Annotated in this window: 15 protein-coding genes; all 15 read left to right on the top strand. The window is 38.8% G+C overall.

The genetic code is table 11. The features are described 5' to 3' along the window. Positions 1 to 2 precede the first annotated feature (2 nt). The 15 genes from V7083_RS03730 to murG all read left to right on the top strand — a co-directional run bounded on the left by V7083_RS03730 (position 3) and on the right by murG (position 17,953). On the top strand, positions 3 to 1,544 hold the full coding sequence (locus V7083_RS03730; RefSeq protein ID WP_335475501.1) for an acyl-CoA carboxylase subunit beta: 1,542 nt from the start codon (positions 3 to 5) through the stop codon (positions 1,542 to 1,544). 281 nt (positions 1,545 to 1,825) lie between these two features. Next, complete coding sequence (locus tag V7083_RS03725) at positions 1,826 to 2,731, top strand: 2-dehydropantoate 2-reductase (protein ID WP_335475498.1); 906 nt, start codon at positions 1,826 to 1,828, stop codon at positions 2,729 to 2,731. Between the two features lie 38 nt (positions 2,732 to 2,769). Continuing rightward, positions 2,770 to 3,120 carry a DUF3397 domain-containing protein gene (locus tag V7083_RS03720; protein ID WP_335475530.1) on the top strand — a complete coding sequence of 117 codons (351 nt, stop codon included), beginning with the start codon at positions 2,770 to 2,772 and terminating at the stop codon, positions 3,118 to 3,120. Between the two features lie 88 nt (positions 3,121 to 3,208). Beyond that, a complete protein-coding gene (gene bshC / locus V7083_RS03715) occupies positions 3,209 to 4,843 on the top strand; it encodes a bacillithiol biosynthesis cysteine-adding enzyme BshC (RefSeq protein ID WP_335475496.1) in 1,635 nt (544 codons plus the stop codon). 152 nt (positions 4,844 to 4,995) lie between these two features. After that, complete coding sequence (mraZ, locus tag V7083_RS03710; protein WP_335475494.1) at positions 4,996 to 5,427, top strand: division/cell wall cluster transcriptional repressor MraZ; 432 nt, start codon at positions 4,996 to 4,998, stop codon at positions 5,425 to 5,427. Between the two features lie 72 nt (positions 5,428 to 5,499). Then, positions 5,500 to 6,432 (top strand): 16S rRNA (cytosine(1402)-N(4))-methyltransferase RsmH, encoded by a 933-nt coding sequence (gene rsmH / locus V7083_RS03705; RefSeq protein ID WP_335475491.1) that lies wholly within the window; start codon positions 5,500 to 5,502, stop codon positions 6,430 to 6,432. Positions 6,433 to 6,487: 55 nt separating this feature from the next. Continuing rightward, positions 6,488 to 6,850 carry a cell division protein FtsL gene (gene ftsL / locus V7083_RS03700; protein ID WP_335475489.1) on the top strand — a complete coding sequence of 121 codons (363 nt, stop codon included), beginning with the start codon at positions 6,488 to 6,490 and terminating at the stop codon, positions 6,848 to 6,850. Next, positions 6,847 to 9,081 (top strand): penicillin-binding protein, encoded by a 2,235-nt coding sequence (locus V7083_RS03695; protein ID WP_335475487.1) that lies wholly within the window; start codon positions 6,847 to 6,849, stop codon positions 9,079 to 9,081. Before ftsL ends, V7083_RS03695 begins: the two co-directional genes overlap by 4 nt. 118 nt (positions 9,082 to 9,199) lie before the next feature. Then, entirely contained in the window at positions 9,200 to 11,119 is a 1,920-nt protein-coding gene (locus V7083_RS03690; protein ID WP_335475485.1) for a stage V sporulation protein D, read from the top strand. Between the two features lie 159 nt (positions 11,120 to 11,278). Then, the gene (locus V7083_RS03685) at positions 11,279 to 12,742 is read left to right on the top strand and encodes a UDP-N-acetylmuramoyl-L-alanyl-D-glutamate--2,6-diaminopimelate ligase (RefSeq protein ID WP_335475483.1); all 1,464 of its coding nucleotides are present in this window, start codon (positions 11,279 to 11,281) and stop codon (positions 12,740 to 12,742) included. Continuing rightward, positions 12,742 to 13,191, top strand: a complete 450-nt coding sequence (locus tag V7083_RS03680; RefSeq protein ID WP_335475481.1) for a hypothetical protein — start codon at positions 12,742 to 12,744, stop codon at positions 13,189 to 13,191. Before V7083_RS03685 ends, V7083_RS03680 begins: the two co-directional genes overlap by 1 nt. Before the next feature lies 1 nt (position 13,192). Beyond that, the gene (gene mraY / locus V7083_RS03675; protein WP_335475479.1) at positions 13,193 to 14,167 is read left to right on the top strand and encodes a phospho-N-acetylmuramoyl-pentapeptide-transferase; all 975 of its coding nucleotides are present in this window, start codon (positions 13,193 to 13,195) and stop codon (positions 14,165 to 14,167) included. Beyond that, positions 14,168 to 15,520 (top strand): UDP-N-acetylmuramoyl-L-alanine--D-glutamate ligase, encoded by a 1,353-nt coding sequence (gene murD, locus V7083_RS03670; RefSeq protein WP_335475477.1) that lies wholly within the window; start codon positions 14,168 to 14,170, stop codon positions 15,518 to 15,520. It abuts the gene before it with no gap. Between the two features lie 68 nt (positions 15,521 to 15,588). Further along, entirely contained in the window at positions 15,589 to 16,689 is a 1,101-nt protein-coding gene (gene spoVE, locus V7083_RS03665; protein WP_335475475.1) for a stage V sporulation protein E, read from the top strand. 160 nt (positions 16,690 to 16,849) lie between these two features. Next, positions 16,850 to 17,953, top strand: a complete 1,104-nt coding sequence (gene murG, locus V7083_RS03660) for an undecaprenyldiphospho-muramoylpentapeptide beta-N-acetylglucosaminyltransferase (protein ID WP_335475473.1) — start codon at positions 16,850 to 16,852, stop codon at positions 17,951 to 17,953. Positions 17,954 to 17,996 lie beyond the last annotated feature (43 nt).

The following is a 17,996-nucleotide window of genomic DNA, read 5'->3' as shown; positions in this document are numbered from 1 at the left end:
TAATGGTAACAACTGATAGATTGAATGTGCAGCTCGAAGCTAACCGTAACAAAATTGAGGCGGGTGGCCATCCAAAATACCACGAAAAGGCTAAAGAACAAAAAAAACTTTTTGTCAGAGATCGATTGGCTTTATTATTTGATGAAGGAAAATATGAAGAAGATGGAAAGTTTGCTAACTTTTTAGCGGGAGATTTGCCAGCAGATGGAGTGGTAACAGCGATAGGGAAAATAAATGGCCAAACCGTTTGTGCAATGGCTAATGATTCAACCATAAAGGCGGGGTCCTGGGGTGCAAGAACAGTTGAAAAAATAATTCGCATTCAAGAGGTTGCTGAAAAATTAATGGTCCCTTTACTTTATTTGGTTGATTCAGCTGGAGCAAGAATTACTGATCAATTAGAGATGTTTCCGAACCGTCGTGGGGCAGGTAAAATATTTCATAATCAGGTAAGGCTTTCTGGAAAAATTCCGCAGGTTTGTCTGTTATTCGGTCCTTCAGCGGCAGGAGGTGCTTACATACCGGCGTTTTGTGATCTTGTCATCATGGTAGATAAAAATGCTTCCATGTATTTAGGGTCTCCTCGGATGGCAGAAAAGGTCATTGGTGAAAAGGTTTCCCTTGAAGAAATGGGAGGAGCCCGGATGCACTGTACTGTAAGTGGCTGTGGCGATCTCTTAGCCTTTAGCGAGGAGGAAGCCATTGAATCCGCTAAACTATATTTAAGTTATTTTCCGGCTAATTACAAAGAAAAGACAGCTCAATTGTCAGGAGTTGCTCCAAAACAAGGGCGTGAATTGGAATCCATTATTCCAGAAAACCAGAATGCCCCTTTTGACATGTATGATTGCATTGACCGATTAATGGATGAAGGGAGTTTTTTTGAAATAAAAAAATTATTTGCCCCGGAAGTTATTACCGGTTTAGCACGATTGAATGGAAGAGCAATCGGGATTATTGCCAACCAGCCTAAAGTAAAGGGCGGGGTATTGTTTGTTGATTCCAGTGATAAAGCGGCAAAATTTATTCAGCTATGCGATGCCTTCCACATACCATTATTGTTCCTAGCTGATGTACCTGGTTTCATGATCGGAACAAAGGTGGAGCGAGCCGGAATTATCCGTCACGGTGCAAAGTTAATTGCCGCAATGAGTTCGGCAACAGTTCCGAAAATCTCCGTTATTGTCAGGAAGGCTTATGGTGCGGGTCTTTATGCCATGGCTGGTCCAGCATTTGAACCGGATTGCTGTATTGCCTTACCTACTGCTCAGATTGCAGTTATGGGCCCTGAAGCAGCGGTAAATGCGGTGTATTCAAATAAAATTAACGAGATCACCGATCCTAAAGAAAAAATTGCCTTTGTCCAAGAAAAGCAAAAGGAATATAAGGAACATATTGATATATATCGACTTGCTTCAGAATTGATTGTGGATGAGATTGTCGCACCATCCGAATTAAGAAACGTACTGACGCAACGTTTTGCCTACTATGAGACAAAAGAAATACCATTAAGTGAACGGAAACATCCTGTCTATCCTGTATAATAAAAAGTAAAAGCCATACTGATATTATCCAAGAGCGTAAGGCACGAAGACTCTCCTATAGGAGAACGGGGCAAGGGAGACCACGCAGGCTCTTAATCTCCGAGGAAGATCTCCCGGAACACCCATGGAAAAAGGAATGCCTAGAGCGGAAATCAACAGACTTTTATAAAGAACAATTCATAAGGGTGCCCAAAGGGACACTCTTTTTTTCATTGCTTACTTACAAGTGAGGGGGTTAGCTGATAAAATACAGATATAGTTTAATAAAGAAGGGATCAATCATGAAGGTTGGAATTATTGGAGCAGGCTCAATTGGATTATTATTTGCCTCCTACCTAAACAGAGCAGTTGAAGTAACTATTTATACGAGGACAGCCGAACAGGCAGTGGAGATAAATAAACATGGAATTCTCCTTTATAAGGGAGAAATATGTAAAAAGTCATCAGTCAGGGCACTCCCTATCTCGCAGTGGGAGGGCGATGAAAACGTAACAATAATTACTGTTAAACAATATCAACTGGAGCCAATAATCGATAAAATATCGAATTTGTCTGCATCCGCTAACAACTTATTATTTTTGCAAAATGGTATGGGACACCTAAAGCAGCTTGAATCCATTCAATCAGAAAATATTTTTGTGGGGTCCATTGAACATGGTGCAGCAAAAGAAAACAACTTTACAGTCAGTCATAATGGGGCAGGAATTACGAAGGTAGCTGTTTTTAAAGGGAATGAGGGAAAATTAAAAGAGTTTATAACGGCTATGCCTGATGATTTTCCGTTTGTTTTCCACGAAAACTTCTATAGCATGTTGCTGGGAAAACTAGTCGTGAATGCAGTCATTAACCCGTTAACTTCACTGCTTAGTGTTAAGAACGGTGCATTGATTGAGAATCCCTACTATTTTAATGAAGTGCAAAAGGTTTATTCTGAAATAGCTTCCATTTTGCTTCTGGAAGATTCTGCTTGGCACTTTGAACAAGTGGTTCAGGTTTGCCGGAAAACAGCCGATAATCGCTCTTCTATGCTGAAGGATTTGGAAGCAGGGAGACCAACTGAAGTAGATGCCATATTAGGTTATTTAATAAATGAGGCCAAAATTCAACATAAAGAGGCACCATTGATCAGTCAGTTATTTAACCTGATCAAAGGTAAAGAGCAAGTTGATGGGAGTGAGTTGGTGTGAGCGCCTTCCTTTCAACGCTCTTATCAATATTTTTTATCATGCCCTTCTTTGGGTTTGTGTTAATTCTAGTAATCTTTCAATATATTTATAAAAACCCAAAAAAATCGTTTCATAAAGCTATTGATTACTCAACGATTCTTTTCATCATTTCTGTCTACTTTTTAATGGAAACGATATGGGGAAAATCATTTTTTTGGCTAATACTATTAGTATTAATCGTGACGGCAATGTTTTTTGTGATTATCCATTGGAAAGTTAAGGAAGAAGTTATCATTCATAAAGTTCTTAAGGGGTTCTGGCGATTTACGTTTTTGATGTTTTTTGTGGTGTATATTTCCTTGACTCTTTTTGGTTTAATCCATCGTGCATTAGTTTTTTCTCTCTCCTGAAAAAGTTAGTGCATATATTTTTTGATATTTAGTGGGGAATGGTATACTCATTAAAGGACAATTAGGTGATCAGAAAGGGAGTAACTAAATGGAGATGTTAAATCTCTCCTTGCCTGCAACGAATCGGTTTGCTTCTAATTATTTGGAACAATCTTCAGACATCATGCCTTTTTTTCACTATCGCTACAATGATGAACATGAGGACCAAAATCGATTGGCAGAATTAAAGGAAAGAAGATTTCTTCGCGAGCAAGTGGCAAATCATATTGAAAGATTTATGCAAAAATTTCCCTCTTCCATAGAGGTGGAACATTCCATTCGTAAGTTAAAAAACGAAAATAGTGTAGTTGTCATTGGTGGACAACAGGCAGGAATCTTAACCGGCCCTCTTTATTCCATCCATAAAGTCATCTCCATTATCAAATTGGCACAACAAAAGGAACAGCAGCTGGGAGTACCGGTTATTCCTGTTTTTTGGATAGCTGGGGAGGATCATGATTATCAAGAAGTGAATCATGTATTTGTTCCGGTTGGTGAAAAAGCGGATAAATGGATATATCCAGAAAAAGTTCTGCAAAAGAAAATGGTTTCAGATATTGAAATTGACCGAAATATTTGTAGAGAATGGGTCTACAACTTAGTCGAGAATTTGGGCGAGACGGAATACACGAATCAGTTATTGGAATTTAGTCATGTCCTCATTGAAAAATCAACAACATTCGTCGATTTTTTTGCTGGGATCGTAATGGAGTTGTTTAAGGATTATGGACTATTGGTCGTGGATTCAGGGAATAGTGAGTTCCGTCAACTACAAAAGGAATTTTTGATGGAGCAAATTAACAACCATCAAGGGATTACCTTAACTTTATTAGAGCAGCAGCAGCAAATAAGAGAAAAAGGGTTCCCTACAACGATTGAAGCAACTGAACAATCTGCTAATTTGTTTTTTTATGATCAAATTAGAAACGAACGTATTTTACTTGAATATGACAATGAAGATCATCATTTTGTGGGGAAAAATGGTACAGTTTCCTTTACAAAAGAGGAATTAGTGGAGATTGTTGCCAATCATCCCGAAAAACTAAGTAATAATGTAGTAACAAGGCCATTAATGCAGGAATGGCTTTTTCCAACCATCGCCTTTATTGCTGGTCCTGGAGAAATTGCATATTGGGCAGAACTTAAACTGGTTTTTGAATCATTTAATATCAAAATGCCGCCAATTGTTCCGCGATTAAATATTACTTTGCTTGATCGGTCGATTGAGGGAGAGTTGGAAGAAATACAATTAAGTCTTGATCATGTTTTACAACAGGGAACAACAGGAAAACGAGAGCAATTTTTAGCCTCTATCAAGGATCACGAAATAGATGATTTATTTCAAGTCATGAAGGACCAATTAAAGGAACAATACCGGTTGGTTGAGGCAAAAACATCAGAAATAGAACGGGGACTCATCCCGCTAGTAAGGAAAAATGAATCATTCTTACTAAAAGATCTGAACTTTATGCAGACAAAGCTTCAAGATGCTGTCACTAAGAAACACGATATCCGTTTAAAGAAGTTTACCCGCATTGATTTAGCTTTAAGACCAAACGGAATCCCTCAAGAAAGAGTATGGAATATTTATTATTACTTAAATCACTACGGACTAGATATCATAAATAGAATCATGGCACTTTCCTTCGAATTTGACGGAACGCATAAGGTAATCAAACTATAAAAACTCCACCATCTCCGGTGGGGTTTTTCTTTTTTACAAAAAAACAGCTTTCAAAAAAGGATTTTTCGTTTTTTCAAAGAATTAGTTAAAAAATAGGTGGTGGAAAGTGGGGGATTGTGGTACATTTTTAATAGAAAGTGGGGGTAATGGGTATGTTCATGGGTGAGTACCATCACAGCATTGATAATAAAGGCCGCCTAATTGTGCCCTCCAAATTTCGAGATGATCTTGGTGAAATGTTCATCATCACAAGAGGTTTGGATCAGTGTTTATTTGGTTACCCATTATCGGAGTGGGCTCAGATCGAAGAAAAGCTCAAGGGTCTCCCACTGACAAAAAAAGATGCCCGTGCATTTACCCGTTTTTTCTTCTCAGGTGCTACAGAGAGTGAATTGGATAAACAAGGAAGAATCAATATTCCAGCACCACTTTTGCAGTATGCAAAGCTGGAAAAAGAATGTGTTATTTTAGGAGTTTCCAATCGAATTGAAATTTGGAGCAAACAAATTTGGGAAGAATATTTTTCGCAATCTGAAGAATCTTTTGCGGATATTGCAGAAAATATGATTGGCTTTGATATATAATGGACAAGTTATATTAATATATTTTCTGTAAAAAATTCTTATTTTTTAACCGATTGGAAAAGGTGGTAAAAAATGTTTAATCATACAACTGTGTTATTAGCTGAAGCTGTGGAAGGACTTTCCATTAAGCCTGATGGAATTTATGTCGATTGTACTCTAGGAGGAGCAGGGCATAGTTCCCTGATTCTATCAAAGCTTGGAGATCGCGGAAAACTGTTTGCGTTTGATCAGGATGAAACAGCAATTGCTAATGCAAAAGAAAAATTAAAAGAATATGGTGACAAGTTAACAATTGTAAAAAGTAATTTTTTATTTTTGCAAGAAGAACTTGAAAAATTAGGTATTACCAAAGTTGATGGAGTCCTTTATGATCTTGGTGTTTCATCACCACAATTGGATACGCCGGAGCGAGGGTTTAGTTACCATCATGATGCCCCATTGGATATGAGAATGGACCATGATGCACCGGTTTCAGCATATGATGTAATTAATGATTGGTCATATGAGGATCTGGTCCGAATATTTTTTAGATATGGCGAGGAGAAATTCTCTAAACAGATTGCCAGGAAAATTGAAGCGGCCAGAGAAAAGAAACCTATTGAATCGACAGGGGAATTAGTAGACTTAATTAAGGAGGCTATTCCTGCACCTGCCCGCAGAAAAGGTGGACATCCAGCCAAGCGGATTTTTCAAGCAATCCGCATTGCCGTAAATGATGAATTAGCAGTCTTTGAAAAATCACTGAACCAAGCAATCGAATTGTTAAATCAAGAGGGAAGAATTAGTGTTATTACCTTCCATTCACTAGAGGATCGGATTTGTAAGGCCACATTCAAAAAAGCCAGTGAAACACCTGACTTACCTCCAGGTTTACCAATGATTCCTGATGAATACAAACCAACATTAAAACTCATAACGAGAAAGCCGATACTACCATCAGAAGATGAACTTGAACAAAATAATCGTGCACGTTCTGCAAAGTTGCGAGTTGCTGAGAAATTATAGAATGAGGGAACATTTAATTAAGTCCCGTTAAAAAATGAATCCGGAGGGGAAACGTGTGAGTAATCTTGCCAGGAATTTTAAACAACAACAGCAGCGAGAGGAACAAATTGTCCAAGACAGGAAACCATTAAAAATTAAAAAGTCCTGGCTTACTCCAGGTGAAAAAATTATTGGAGTAGCTTTCGCTGGCCTAGTTTGCTTTGGTGCTGTTCATCTTATCTCAAATCAGTCACAGATCTATCAAATTAACAAAGACATCCAGAAAATGGACGATCAAGTAAAGGAACAGCAAAAGGTTAATGAAGACCTAAAGGGTCAAGTCAGCGAACTGAGCAGATATGAGCGGATTTATGAAAAAGCAAAAAGCATGGGGCTCATGTTAAATGAAAATAACGTCAAGGTTGTGCAGGAGAAATGATTAAAAAACAGCCAAATATGAATGTGGGAGCAGCGATATTATTTGCAATATTCGGCCTGCTCTTTTTTGTCTTAATCGTCAGGTATTATACGATTCAAATCACAGGTGAGGTTGGAGGTCAGCCGCTTGCTGCTAAGGCACAGCAAAAATACAGCAAGGAAGGCATTTTACCTGCGCAGCGAGGCGAGATTTTAGATCGTACCGGTGAAGTAATTGCTGAAGATACCGTTTCATATAAGTTAGTTGCTATTCTCGATAAAAAAATGACAACGGATCCCAAGAAGCCGAAACATGTTACGAATCCAAGGGAAACCGCAGAAAAACTGGCAAAGTATATTGATATGGATGAATCTGATATTTATAAACGATTAACCAGAAAAGGATTGTTTCAAGTCGAATTCGGTAAGGCAGGCAGGGATATTTCTCATGAAACTAAGATAAAAATTGAAAGTCTAAAGCTTCCTGGCATTACCTTTCTTAGAGATTCCAAACGTTTTTACCCAAATGGAACTTTTGCGTCACATTTAATTGGCTATGCGGATAAGATTGAACAAAAGGACAGTTCTTTTAAAACAATTGGAAAGATGGGCATCGAGAAGTCATTTAATAATCAGTTAACTGGAACAAATGGAAAACTTGATTATGAAAGTGACCTGTGGGGATATATTCTTCCAGACGGGAAGCAAAAAGTTACACCAGCTAAGGACGGTCAAGATATCTATTTAACCATTGATAAAAAAATCCAGACCTTTTTAGAGGATGCCATGGATAAGGTGGCCAAACAGTACAAGCCGAAGAAAATCATAGCCATTGTCGCAGACCCGAAAACAGGAAATATATTAGCGATGGGACAGCGACCATCCTTTGATCCGGATACGAAAGAAGGTATTACTAAGAGTTGGCATAATGAAGCGATTGAGACATCTTATGAACCAGGATCAACGATGAAAATCTTTACTCTAGCTGCCGCTGTTCAGGAGGGTGTTTTTAATCCTAATGAAACCTATCAATCTGGTTCTTACAGGGTTACCAATAGAGATAAAGCGATTCATGACCACAACTACTCCGGTTGGGGGACTATCACCTATTTGGAAGGTGTTCAACGGTCATCAAACGTAGCTTTTGCGAAAATTGCCAACGAGAAATTAGGATTTGAAAGACTTAGAGAGTATTTAACAAAGTTTGGCTTTGATAAACCAACAGGAATTGAATTGCCTGACGAAACAGCCGGAAAAATCAGATATACCTACCCTATTGAAAAAATTACCACAGCTTATGGACAAGGGACTGCTATTACACCGATTGAACAAATTCAAGCTGCAACCGCTATTGCAAATGATGGGAAAATGCTCAAGCCGCATGTTGTGGATAAAATTGTCGATCATGATACCGGAAAAGTAATAGAAGAAACCAAACCTGAAGTAGTATCTCAGCCAATATCTGCTAAAACTGCAAGTACGGTGCGCGACTACCTAGAAACGGTTGTTACTTCCCCAAACGGGACGGGCGGCAGGTATAAAATTGAAGGCTATAGTGTTGCAGGGAAAACGGGAACTGCTAATATTCCTGGACCAGGTGGGTATTTAAAGGGAGCAAACAATTATATTTTTTCCTTTCTAGGTATGGCTCCCAAGGATGATCCAAAGTTAATTGTTTATGTAGCTGTTCAACAACCTCAATTAGCAGGAATGGAAACCGGTCAGGGGGCAATTCCTGTTTCCGGTGTTTTTAATCCCGTTATGCAAAATAGCTTGCACTATTTAAATATTCAACCGTCTGTCATTGAAAAAGCTACAGTTAATAAATTGCCAAATCTTAAGGGGAACTCCGTGGAAGAAACGGAGAAAGACCTAAAAGAAAAAGGGTATGAGACTGTCATAGTTGGAAATGGAACAGAGGTAGTGGACCAGCTTCCAAAAGCTAATACGCCGGTACTAGAAGGTGAAAAGGTAATCATTAAAACGAATGGAGAGTTAACAGCACCTGACTTAACAGGTTGGTCATTAAGAGATGTTATGAAATTTGCCAATCTTACAGGATTAAAGCTAAATTCTAAAGGGAACGGTTATGTCGTTGGACAAAATATAAAGCCAAAGGCACCTTTAAATAAAGGAGATTTCCTTATCGTTGATTTAAAAACCGCTGAGGAACAGTGGAATCAGCAGCAATCTGACCAAAAAGAAGATAGCACCTCCAAAAAAGAGACAAGTAAGAAAACAGTCAAAGATTAGGTCTACATCCCGCTTTCTATAGCGGGATTTTAACTGTTTAGGGTAGTGACTATCGTTCTATTAAAACCAGTACAAGCATATTTATGAATGATGATGAAAAGGAGGCATGTTCATAATTATGCGCGTTTCAAATGTAACGGTCCGTAAACGGTTAATGATTGCACTATTCGTCGGAATTCTCATTTTTTTAATCATTGATGTCAGACTAGGCTATGTACAATTTTATTTAGGAAACATGCTAACTGGCTGGGCAAAAGATTCATGGAGTAGAAATATCCCTTTTGAACCTGAACGAGGGGAAATCGTTGACAGGAACGGTGTTCCGCTGGCCACAAATATAAGTGCTCCTACCGTTTGGGTTGTTCCGCGACAAGTAAAGGATCCTGCGACAACGGCGGAAAAACTGGCAGGAGTATTAAATATGTCAAATGAAGCAGCCTACCGAGAGATTACCCAGAAAGAAAGGATAGTCAGGATTAAAGAGGGAAGAAAAATCTCACATGAAAAGGCGAAAGAAATTAGAGCGCTAGGACTTGAAGGAATCTATATCGGAGAAGATTCAAAACGATATTATCCATATAAAAGTTATCTTTCCCATGTTCTTGGTTTTGCAGGAGTGGACAACCAAGGGTTAATGGGATTGGAAAAATACTACGATAAAGAATTAAATGGAAAACGCGGCTCGGTAAAATTCTATGCCAATGCAAAGGGAGAACGTATGAATGATATGGCCGACGATTATGAAAAACCTATAAAAGGTCTTGATTTAAAGTTGACCATTGATACAAAAGTGCAAACGATTGTTGAGCGTGAGTTAGATATTGCTCAAGCTAAATACAATCCAGACGGGATCATTGCCATTGCCATGAACCCGAATAATGGTGAAATTTTGGCGATGTCAAGTCGTCCAACCTTTGATCCAACCAATTTTCGAAATGTACCTCAAGAAGTATATAACCGAAATTTGCCCGTTTGGATGACATATGAGCCCGGTTCCACTTTTAAGATTATAACCTTAGCAGCAGCTTTAAATGAGAATAAAGTTAACTTGGAAAAAGAACATTTTCATGACCCGGGTTCGGTACAAGTGGCGGGTGCAAGGCTAAAGTGCTGGAAAAGAGGCGGACATGGTGATGAGAGCTTTCTCGAAGTCGTTCAAAACTCCTGCAACCCTGGATTTGTGGAGTTAGGTCAAAGGCTAGGGAAGGAAAAACTGTTTAAATATATTAAAGACTTTGGGTTTGGACAAAAAACAGGGATTGACCTTCAAGGGGAAGGGACAGGCATCCTGTTTAACATGGATCGGGTAGGACCGGTAGAATTGGCAACAACCGCCTTTGGGCAAGGTGTATCTGTAACACCGATCCAACAGGTTACGGCTGTTTCTGCTGCCGTAAATGGCGGTATATTATATAAACCATATATTGCAAAAGAATTAATAGATCCTGTCACAAAAGAAGTTGTAATGAGGAATACGCCGGAAGAAAAACGAAGAGTCGTTTCAGAGAAAACTTCCCAAGAAATTCGTCATGCCTTGGAAACTGTTGTTGCTCAGGGGACAGGAGGCAAGGCTTTTGTTGATTCCTATCGTATTGGTGGAAAAACCGGTACAGCTCAAAAGGCAGTTGGTGGGAGATATTTAGAAAATAACTTTATCGTATCATTTATTGGTTTTGCTCCTGCTGACGACCCGCAAATAGTTGTGTATGTCGCAGTGGATAATCCAAAAGGGGTTACGGCTTTTGGGGGAACAGTAAGTGCTCCTATTGTTGGTAATATTATGAAAGATAGTTTAAGTGCTATGGGAGTTGAACCAAGAAAAGAACAGATAGAGAAAAAGGTAAAATGGCCAGATACACCTTTAATTAAACTTCCCGATTTTGTAGGTTTAACAAGAAGTGAACTACAGGAACAGTTGGTCAACTTAACAGTTGATTCGAGCGGTGAAGGTGATGTTGTCGTCAGACAGTCGCCGGAAGCGGGTTCAAAGGTAAAAGAGGGTTCAAAGGTCAGATTATATTTTGGTAGCGAAAACTAAGGTGGATTTTTAGGAGATGCTTAATTTTTTTACAAATGTCCCCTACTAAATAGCAAAAATAAATTTTTTCATGTAAAATAAGATGGAACTTTTCTCAAAAGATAAAATGAAATATTTGTCAAAAGTCTATGTAAGGTCATGAGAGGAATTGAGGTAAACATGAAGCTACAAGAGCTGCTAAAGTCTTTGCATCTGTTGACACCATATAATGGAGTTGACTTGGAAATTACATCGCTTGAAAACGATCATCGTAAGGTGCAACCTGGGAGCTTATTTATTTGTATAAAAGGTTATACTGTGGATGGTCATGACTTTGCCGAAGCTGCTGTTAAAAACGGGTCGGTTGCAGTTATAGCACAACGTGAATTAGATATAGAGGTACCTGTTATAATCGTTAATGACACCACCCGAGCAATGGCAGTACTTGCTGATGCATTTTATGGGCATCCAACCAGAAAGTTAAAATTAATCGGGATTACAGGTACAAATGGTAAAACGACCACCAGTCATATGATTGAAAAAATTTTCGCTGACCAAGGAGAGAAAACCGGTCTCATTGGTACGATGTATACAAAAATAGCTGATCAAATCATCGAAACAAAAAATACAACACCAGAAAGCTTGACACTTCAGAAAACGTTCCATGAAATGGTAGGCCAGGGGGTGGGAACTGCTGTCATGGAGGTTTCGTCCCATGCTCTGGATTTAGGCCGAGTACATGGCTGTGAGTATGATGTTGCAGTATTTACCAACCTAACACAGGATCATCTTGACTTCCATAAAACTATGGAAGAATATCGGCGAGCTAAAAGTTTATTATTCTCTCAGCTAGGCAATAGCTTTGATCCTCACAAGCCTAAATTTGCCATTCTAAATGCCGATGACCATGCCAGCGAGGTTTTTAAAAAAGTTACAGCGGCTCATGTTGTTACATTTGGAATTGATCAACCTGCAGATATTCGTGCGATTAATATTCAAATGTCATCAACCGGTATTAAGTTTGATATTTTGATTAATGGTCTGATCTACCCTGTTCATATTCAATTATTAGGCAAATTTAGTATTTATAATGTATTGGCAAGCTTTGCCGCTGCTTTAGTTTCCGGAATAGAAATAGAAGAAATTATCCGCTCGTTGGAATCCATTAAAGGGGTGTCTGGCCGATTCGAACTTGTTCAAGCTGGCCAAGATTTTACCGTCATTGTGGATTATGCTCATACACCAGATAGCTTGGAAAACGTGTTGAAAACCATACAAACTTTCGCTAAACAAAAAATCTTTGTCGTGGTTGGCTGTGGCGGTGACAGAGATCGGACAAAACGGCCTATAATGGCACAAATAGCGTGCCGTTACGCTACGAATCCTATTTTTACATCTGATAATCCTAGAAGTGAAGATCCTGAAGCGATTTTAGATGAAATGGAGACCGGTGTTAAGGGAGAAGTGTATCAGGTCATACCGGATCGTAAAGATGCCATTTATTCCGCGATTGAGCAGGCTTCATCGGGGGATGTCATTTTGATTGCCGGTAAAGGGCATGAAACCTATCAAATTATTGGCAGCGTCGTACATGATTTTGATGATCGGATTGTGGCACTGAAAGCAATCAAGGAGAGATCATAATGCAGTTCGTCTATGAAGATTTATTACAATTATTTCCTGACGCCCAGGGAATTCGAGAAGATTTTATCTTTTTAACTATTTCTGACCAAGCCAATGTAAATCAACCTAAAGGATTGTTCATTCCTACGAGTGAGAGATCTGGGGAACTTTCAAAAGCAATAGAAAACGGCGCAATTGCTGCCATATGGGAAAAAGGAAAAGCATTGCCTCATTATACACCCAATCATTTTCCAGTTTTTTTTGTAAATGACGTGGTGGAAGCGATGATGAGCCTTTTGCAGTGCTATATAGATAAAGTAAATGGAGAAACTGACATTAAAATGGGGATTACTAATTTTATCATTTCAAATAAAGAACTTCTTAATAAAAAAATAGAGACATATGATATAGCTGTAATGCTAAAAAAAATTAACGACATACAAAATAACCTAATGGAAAGGAGGGGATAAAATGCTTGAGCAAGTTATATTTTTCACAATCGTCATGTCATTTTTAATTTCTGTCCTTCTGTCTCCTGTATTTATTCCCTTCTTGAGAAGGTTGAAATTTGGACAAAGCATTCGTGAAGAAGGACCAAAATCTCATCAGAAGAAATCAGGTACACCAACAATGGGTGGAATCATGATTTTATTTTCTATTGTCATTACAACCATAGTTATGGCAGGTAAATTTTCGGAGCCAACAGTTAAAACCTATCTGCTTCTTTTAGTGACTTTAGGATTTGGCTTACTTGGGTTTTTAGATGATTTCATTAAAGTCGTATTAAAACGAAATCTTGGATTAACGTCCAAACAAAAGTTTTTGGGGCAAATTATCATTTCGGTCATTTTTTATTTAGTGTACCGACAACAAGGATTTTCCACTGAAATTCATATTCCTTTTACCGATACCTCCTTTGATTTAGGCTGGTTTTTCGTGTTGTTTATCGTATTTTGGCTGGTTGGCTTTTCGAATGCCGTTAATTTGACAGATGGTCTTGATGGATTGCTGTCAGGCACAGCAGCCATTGCCTTTGGAGCATTTGCTGTTCTGGCATGGAATCAATCACAAATGGAGATTGCTATTTTTTCGGTTGCTGTTGTTGGTGCAGTATTAGGTTTCTTAGTATTTAATGCCCATCCAGCAAAGGTATTTATGGGAGATACAGGTTCACTAGCATTAGGAGGGGCGATTGCAACGATTTCGATCCTGACAAAGCTTGAAATCCTCCTGCTTCTAATTGGTGGTGTTTTTGTAATCGAAACCTTATCGGTTATCCTTCAAGTTGCCTCATTTAAAACAACTGGAAAACGAATTTTCCGGATGAGCCCACTACACCACCACTATGAGCTTGTAGGTTGGTCTGAATGGAGAGTAGTGGTAACCTTTTGGAGTGTAGGTTTAATATTGGCAGTACTAGGAATCTATATAGAGGTGTGGTTGTAATTGAAGCAGATAGAATCGTATCGTCATAAAAAAATACTCGTTTTAGGTCTTGCCAAAAGCGGTGTCAGTGCATCCGTACTTTTACATAAGTTAGGAGCTTTTGTGACAGTAAATGATCAAAAGCCATTATCTGATAATCCTGAGGCACAGGGGTTATTGGAACAGGGAATTAAAGTTATTTGTGGTGAGCACCCAATTGAACTTCTTGATGAAGGATTTGAATTAATTGTAAAAAATCCGGGGATTCCTTATAAAAACCCTATGGTTATTGCGGCAATTGATAAAGGGATTCCTGTTATAACGGAAGTCGAGCTTGCTTATCAAATTTCTGAAGCTCCTTTTATTGGTATTACCGGAACAAATGGAAAAACCACTACAACAACATTAATTTATGAAATGCTAAAATCGGGTAATAAACAGCCGTTAATTGCCGGAAATATCGGTACCGTTGCTTCCGGAGTTGCTGAAGAAGCAACAAAGGAAAATACAATTGTTATTGAACTATCTTCGTTTCAGCTTATGGGTATCCAAACATTTAACCCGAAAATTGCGATCGTCACTAATATTTATGACGCCCATTTGGATTACCATGGATCAAAAGAAGATTATATGAAAGCAAAAGCAAGTATTACTAAAAATCAAACAGAGCATGAATGCTTAATTATTAACGCTGATCAGGAAGAAACTATGGCAATTGCGAGTCATTCCAAAGCAAAGATTATTCCTTTTTCAACAAAGAAGGATTTAAAGGATGGTGCCTGCCTAAAAGATGGCTGGTTATGCTTTAATCAAGAACCGATCATGGGGATCAAAAACATTGCATTGCCGGGCGTGCATAATCTTGAAAATATTCTTTCTGCTGTTTCGGCTGCAAAGCTATCAGGTGTAGCTAATGAGGCGATTCAGGAGGTGCTTTCAACCTTTACGGGTGTCAGGCACCGTTTGCAATATGTCGATGAAGTATTGGGCAGAAGATTTTTTAATGATTCAAAAGCAACTAATATTTTAGCAACGATAAAGGCTTTGACTGCGTTTGAGACTCCTGTCATTCTATTGGCAGGTGGATTGGACCGGGGAAATGAGTTTGATGAGTTGATTCCATATTTAAAAAATGTAAAAGCATTAATTTCATTTGGTCAAACTGCACCTAAGATTGAAAGGGTTGGAATGGAGGCTGGAATAAAAAATTTCCGGCGTGTCGATAATGTTGACAAGGCCGTACCTGCTGCGTTTGAATACTCAGAACCAGGTGACGTGATTTTGTTATCTCCTGCATGTGCAAGCTGGGATCAATATAAAACTTTTGAAGTCAGGGGAGACATTTTTATCGAAGCGGTGCATAAGCTTAAGTAGGGGCTTGGCCTACTTTGTTCTTGCGTGGTACTCCGAAGCCCTAAATCTTGTTGTTGAGGTGTAAAGCGGTGCCGACGAAGAGAACAACTCCCGATTTTATTTTAATGCTTGTTACGTTTACCCTATTGGCTGTGGGACTCATCATGGTTTATAGCGCAAGTGCGATTTGGGCTGAATATAAATTTCAGGACTCCTTTTTCTTTGCTAAACGGCAGACGTTATTTGCTGCGGTTGGGATTATGGCCATGTTTTTTATCATGAATATTAACTATTGGACATGGAGAACATGGGCGAAAACCATTTTAATTGTATGTTTCATCTTATTGGTGTTGGTGCTCATCCCCGGGATCGGTAATGTTCGAAATGGTTCAAGAAGCTGGATTGGTGTTGGTGCTTTTTCGATACAGCCTTCAGAATTTATGAAACTCGCCATGATTGCTTTCTTAGCTAAATTCCTATCCGAGCGGCAAAAGTACATTACTTCCTTTAAAAAAGGTCTCGCTCCTTCTCTGGGGCTAGCATTTATTGCTTTTGCCATGATTATGCTACAGCCGGACTTAGGCACTGGAACTGTCATGATGGGAACCTGTGTCGTGATGATTTTTATTGCTGGTGCAAGGGTTAGTCACTTTGTTTTTTTAGGATTAATTGGAGTAGCCGGATTTATTGGTTTAATTGCTTCAGCCCCCTATCGGATTAAACGGATTACCTCCTTTCTTGATCCATGGTCAGACCCACTTGGTAGTGGCTTTCAAATCATCCAATCGCTTTATGCAATTGGACCAGGCGGCTTATTTGGCCTTGGATTGGGTGAAAGCAGGCAAAAGTTCTTCTACTTGCCTGAACCGCAAACAGATTTTATTTTTGCGATTCTATCTGAAGAACTGGGGTTTATAGGCGGATCTTTTATTATTCTGTTATTTGCGCTGTTGTTATGGAGGGGTATACGTATTGCGCTTGGGGCACCAGATTTGTACGGAAGTTTTCTTGCAGTGGGAATTATCGCCATGGTGGCAATCCAAGTAATGATCAATATTGGTGTTGTAACTGGGTTAATGCCGGTAACTGGAATTACCTTACCGTTTTTAAGTTATGGAGGTTCTTCCTTAACACTTATGTTGATGGCAATTGGAGTCCTTCTCAATATCAGTCGTTATTCAAGATACTGATGACTCACCCTGTGATAGGCAGGGTTCTTTTTGTTTACTAGGACTTTAAACATTGTATGTTGTTTTAATTACAATTCAATAACAATCTTTTATTATTATCATTGTATCTTATATTTTTGTAGTAGAATGTGTGTAGCAACTTTTTAGAGGTGAGAAATCGATGAAGATCGTAGTGAGTGGCGGGGGAACCGGAGGACATATTTATCCGGCATTGGCCCTGATAAGAGAAATTCAGAAAGAACATAAGGATGCAGAATTCTTATACATAGGTACTTTAACAGGGCTGGAGAGCAAAATTGTCCCTAGAGAAGGGATCGACTTCCAATCTATTCATATTACAGGATTTAAAAGAAAACTATCCTTCGATAATATTAAGACTGTATATCGTTTTTTAAAAGGTGTCCGCGACAGCAAAAAAATTCTAAATCAATTTAATCCCGATATTGTAATTGGAACGGGAGGTTATGTATGCGGACCGGTTGTATATGCTGCGTCGAAGCTCCGGATCCCGACAATTGTTCATGAACAGAACAGTGTTCCAGGATTGACAAACAAATTTTTAAGCAGATATGTAGACAAAGTTGCCATCTGTTTTGAAGAGGCAAAAGAATTTTTCCCTCCGTCAAAAGTGGTTTTTACAGGAAATCCTAGAGCTTCGGAAGTAATCGGCAAGGACGGAATAAAAGGTAGGCTTTCAGTGGGACTAAGCACGACTAAACCTGCTGTTTTAATATTCGGAGGAAGCCGTGGTGCAAGACCAATTAATGAAGCCGTTGTAAAAGGGCTACCGGATTTCTCTGAAAAACCCTATCAAGTTCTTTATGTTACCGGTGATGTTCATTTTGAAGCCGTTAGTAAGGAAGTGGAATTAGTAGGAAATCCGCAAAATGTTGTCATTAAACCTTTTATTCATAATATGCCGGAAGTTCTTGCTGGAATTGATCTCGTTGTTTCACGAGCAGGTGCAACATCAATAGCAGAAATTACTTCCTTGGGAATTCCAAGTATATTAATTCCCAGCCCATATGTAACCAATAATCATCAAGAAAAAAATGCAAGATCATTAAGTGATCACGGGGCAGCTAGAGTCTTGTTAGAAAAAGAATTAACGGGGCATAGCCTTGTTCAACATATTGACCAGATCCTGTTAGATAGTAAAATTTTGCGCGATATGAAGCAAAAATCGAAGAAAATGGGTGTTCCGGATTCTGCATCTCGACTATTTAAAGTGATGACTGAGTTGGTAAATACAAAACGTAAGTAGCCCAAATAAACTCTTTGCATAAACTATAATTAACGCAATTTTG

The sequence above is a fragment of the Bacillus sp. JJ1764 genome (assembly GCF_036962145.1).
Classification (GTDB): domain Bacteria; phylum Bacillota; class Bacilli; order Bacillales; family Cytobacillaceae; genus Neobacillus.
Note: the sequence above shows the minus strand (reverse complement) of the source record. Positions and strands in the feature narration are given on the sequence as shown.

What these genes read in the sequence shown, in the direction of transcription:
- V7083_RS03730 (WP_335475501.1), top strand. Translation starts at nt 3, where the DNA reads ATGGTAACAACTGATAGATTGAATGTGCAGCTCGAAGCTAACCGTAAC.
- V7083_RS03725 (WP_335475498.1), top strand. Translation starts at nt 1,826, where the DNA reads ATGAAGGTTGGAATTATTGGAGCAGGCTCAATTGGATTATTATTTGCC.
- V7083_RS03720 (WP_335475530.1), top strand. Translation starts at nt 2,770, where the DNA reads ATGCCCTTCTTTGGGTTTGTGTTAATTCTAGTAATCTTTCAATATATT.
- bshC (WP_335475496.1), top strand. Translation starts at nt 3,209, where the DNA reads ATGGAGATGTTAAATCTCTCCTTGCCTGCAACGAATCGGTTTGCTTCT.
- mraZ (WP_335475494.1), top strand. Translation starts at nt 4,996, where the DNA reads ATGTTCATGGGTGAGTACCATCACAGCATTGATAATAAAGGCCGCCTA.
- rsmH (WP_335475491.1), top strand. Translation starts at nt 5,500, where the DNA reads ATGTTTAATCATACAACTGTGTTATTAGCTGAAGCTGTGGAAGGACTT.
- V7083_RS03695 (WP_335475487.1), top strand. Translation starts at nt 6,847, where the DNA reads ATGATTAAAAAACAGCCAAATATGAATGTGGGAGCAGCGATATTATTT.
- V7083_RS03690 (WP_335475485.1), top strand. Translation starts at nt 9,200, where the DNA reads ATGCGCGTTTCAAATGTAACGGTCCGTAAACGGTTAATGATTGCACTA.
- V7083_RS03685 (WP_335475483.1), top strand. Translation starts at nt 11,279, where the DNA reads ATGAAGCTACAAGAGCTGCTAAAGTCTTTGCATCTGTTGACACCATAT.
- V7083_RS03680 (WP_335475481.1), top strand. Translation starts at nt 12,742, where the DNA reads ATGCAGTTCGTCTATGAAGATTTATTACAATTATTTCCTGACGCCCAG.
- mraY (WP_335475479.1), top strand. Translation starts at nt 13,193, where the DNA reads ATGCTTGAGCAAGTTATATTTTTCACAATCGTCATGTCATTTTTAATT.
- murG (WP_335475473.1), top strand. Translation starts at nt 16,850, where the DNA reads ATGAAGATCGTAGTGAGTGGCGGGGGAACCGGAGGACATATTTATCCG.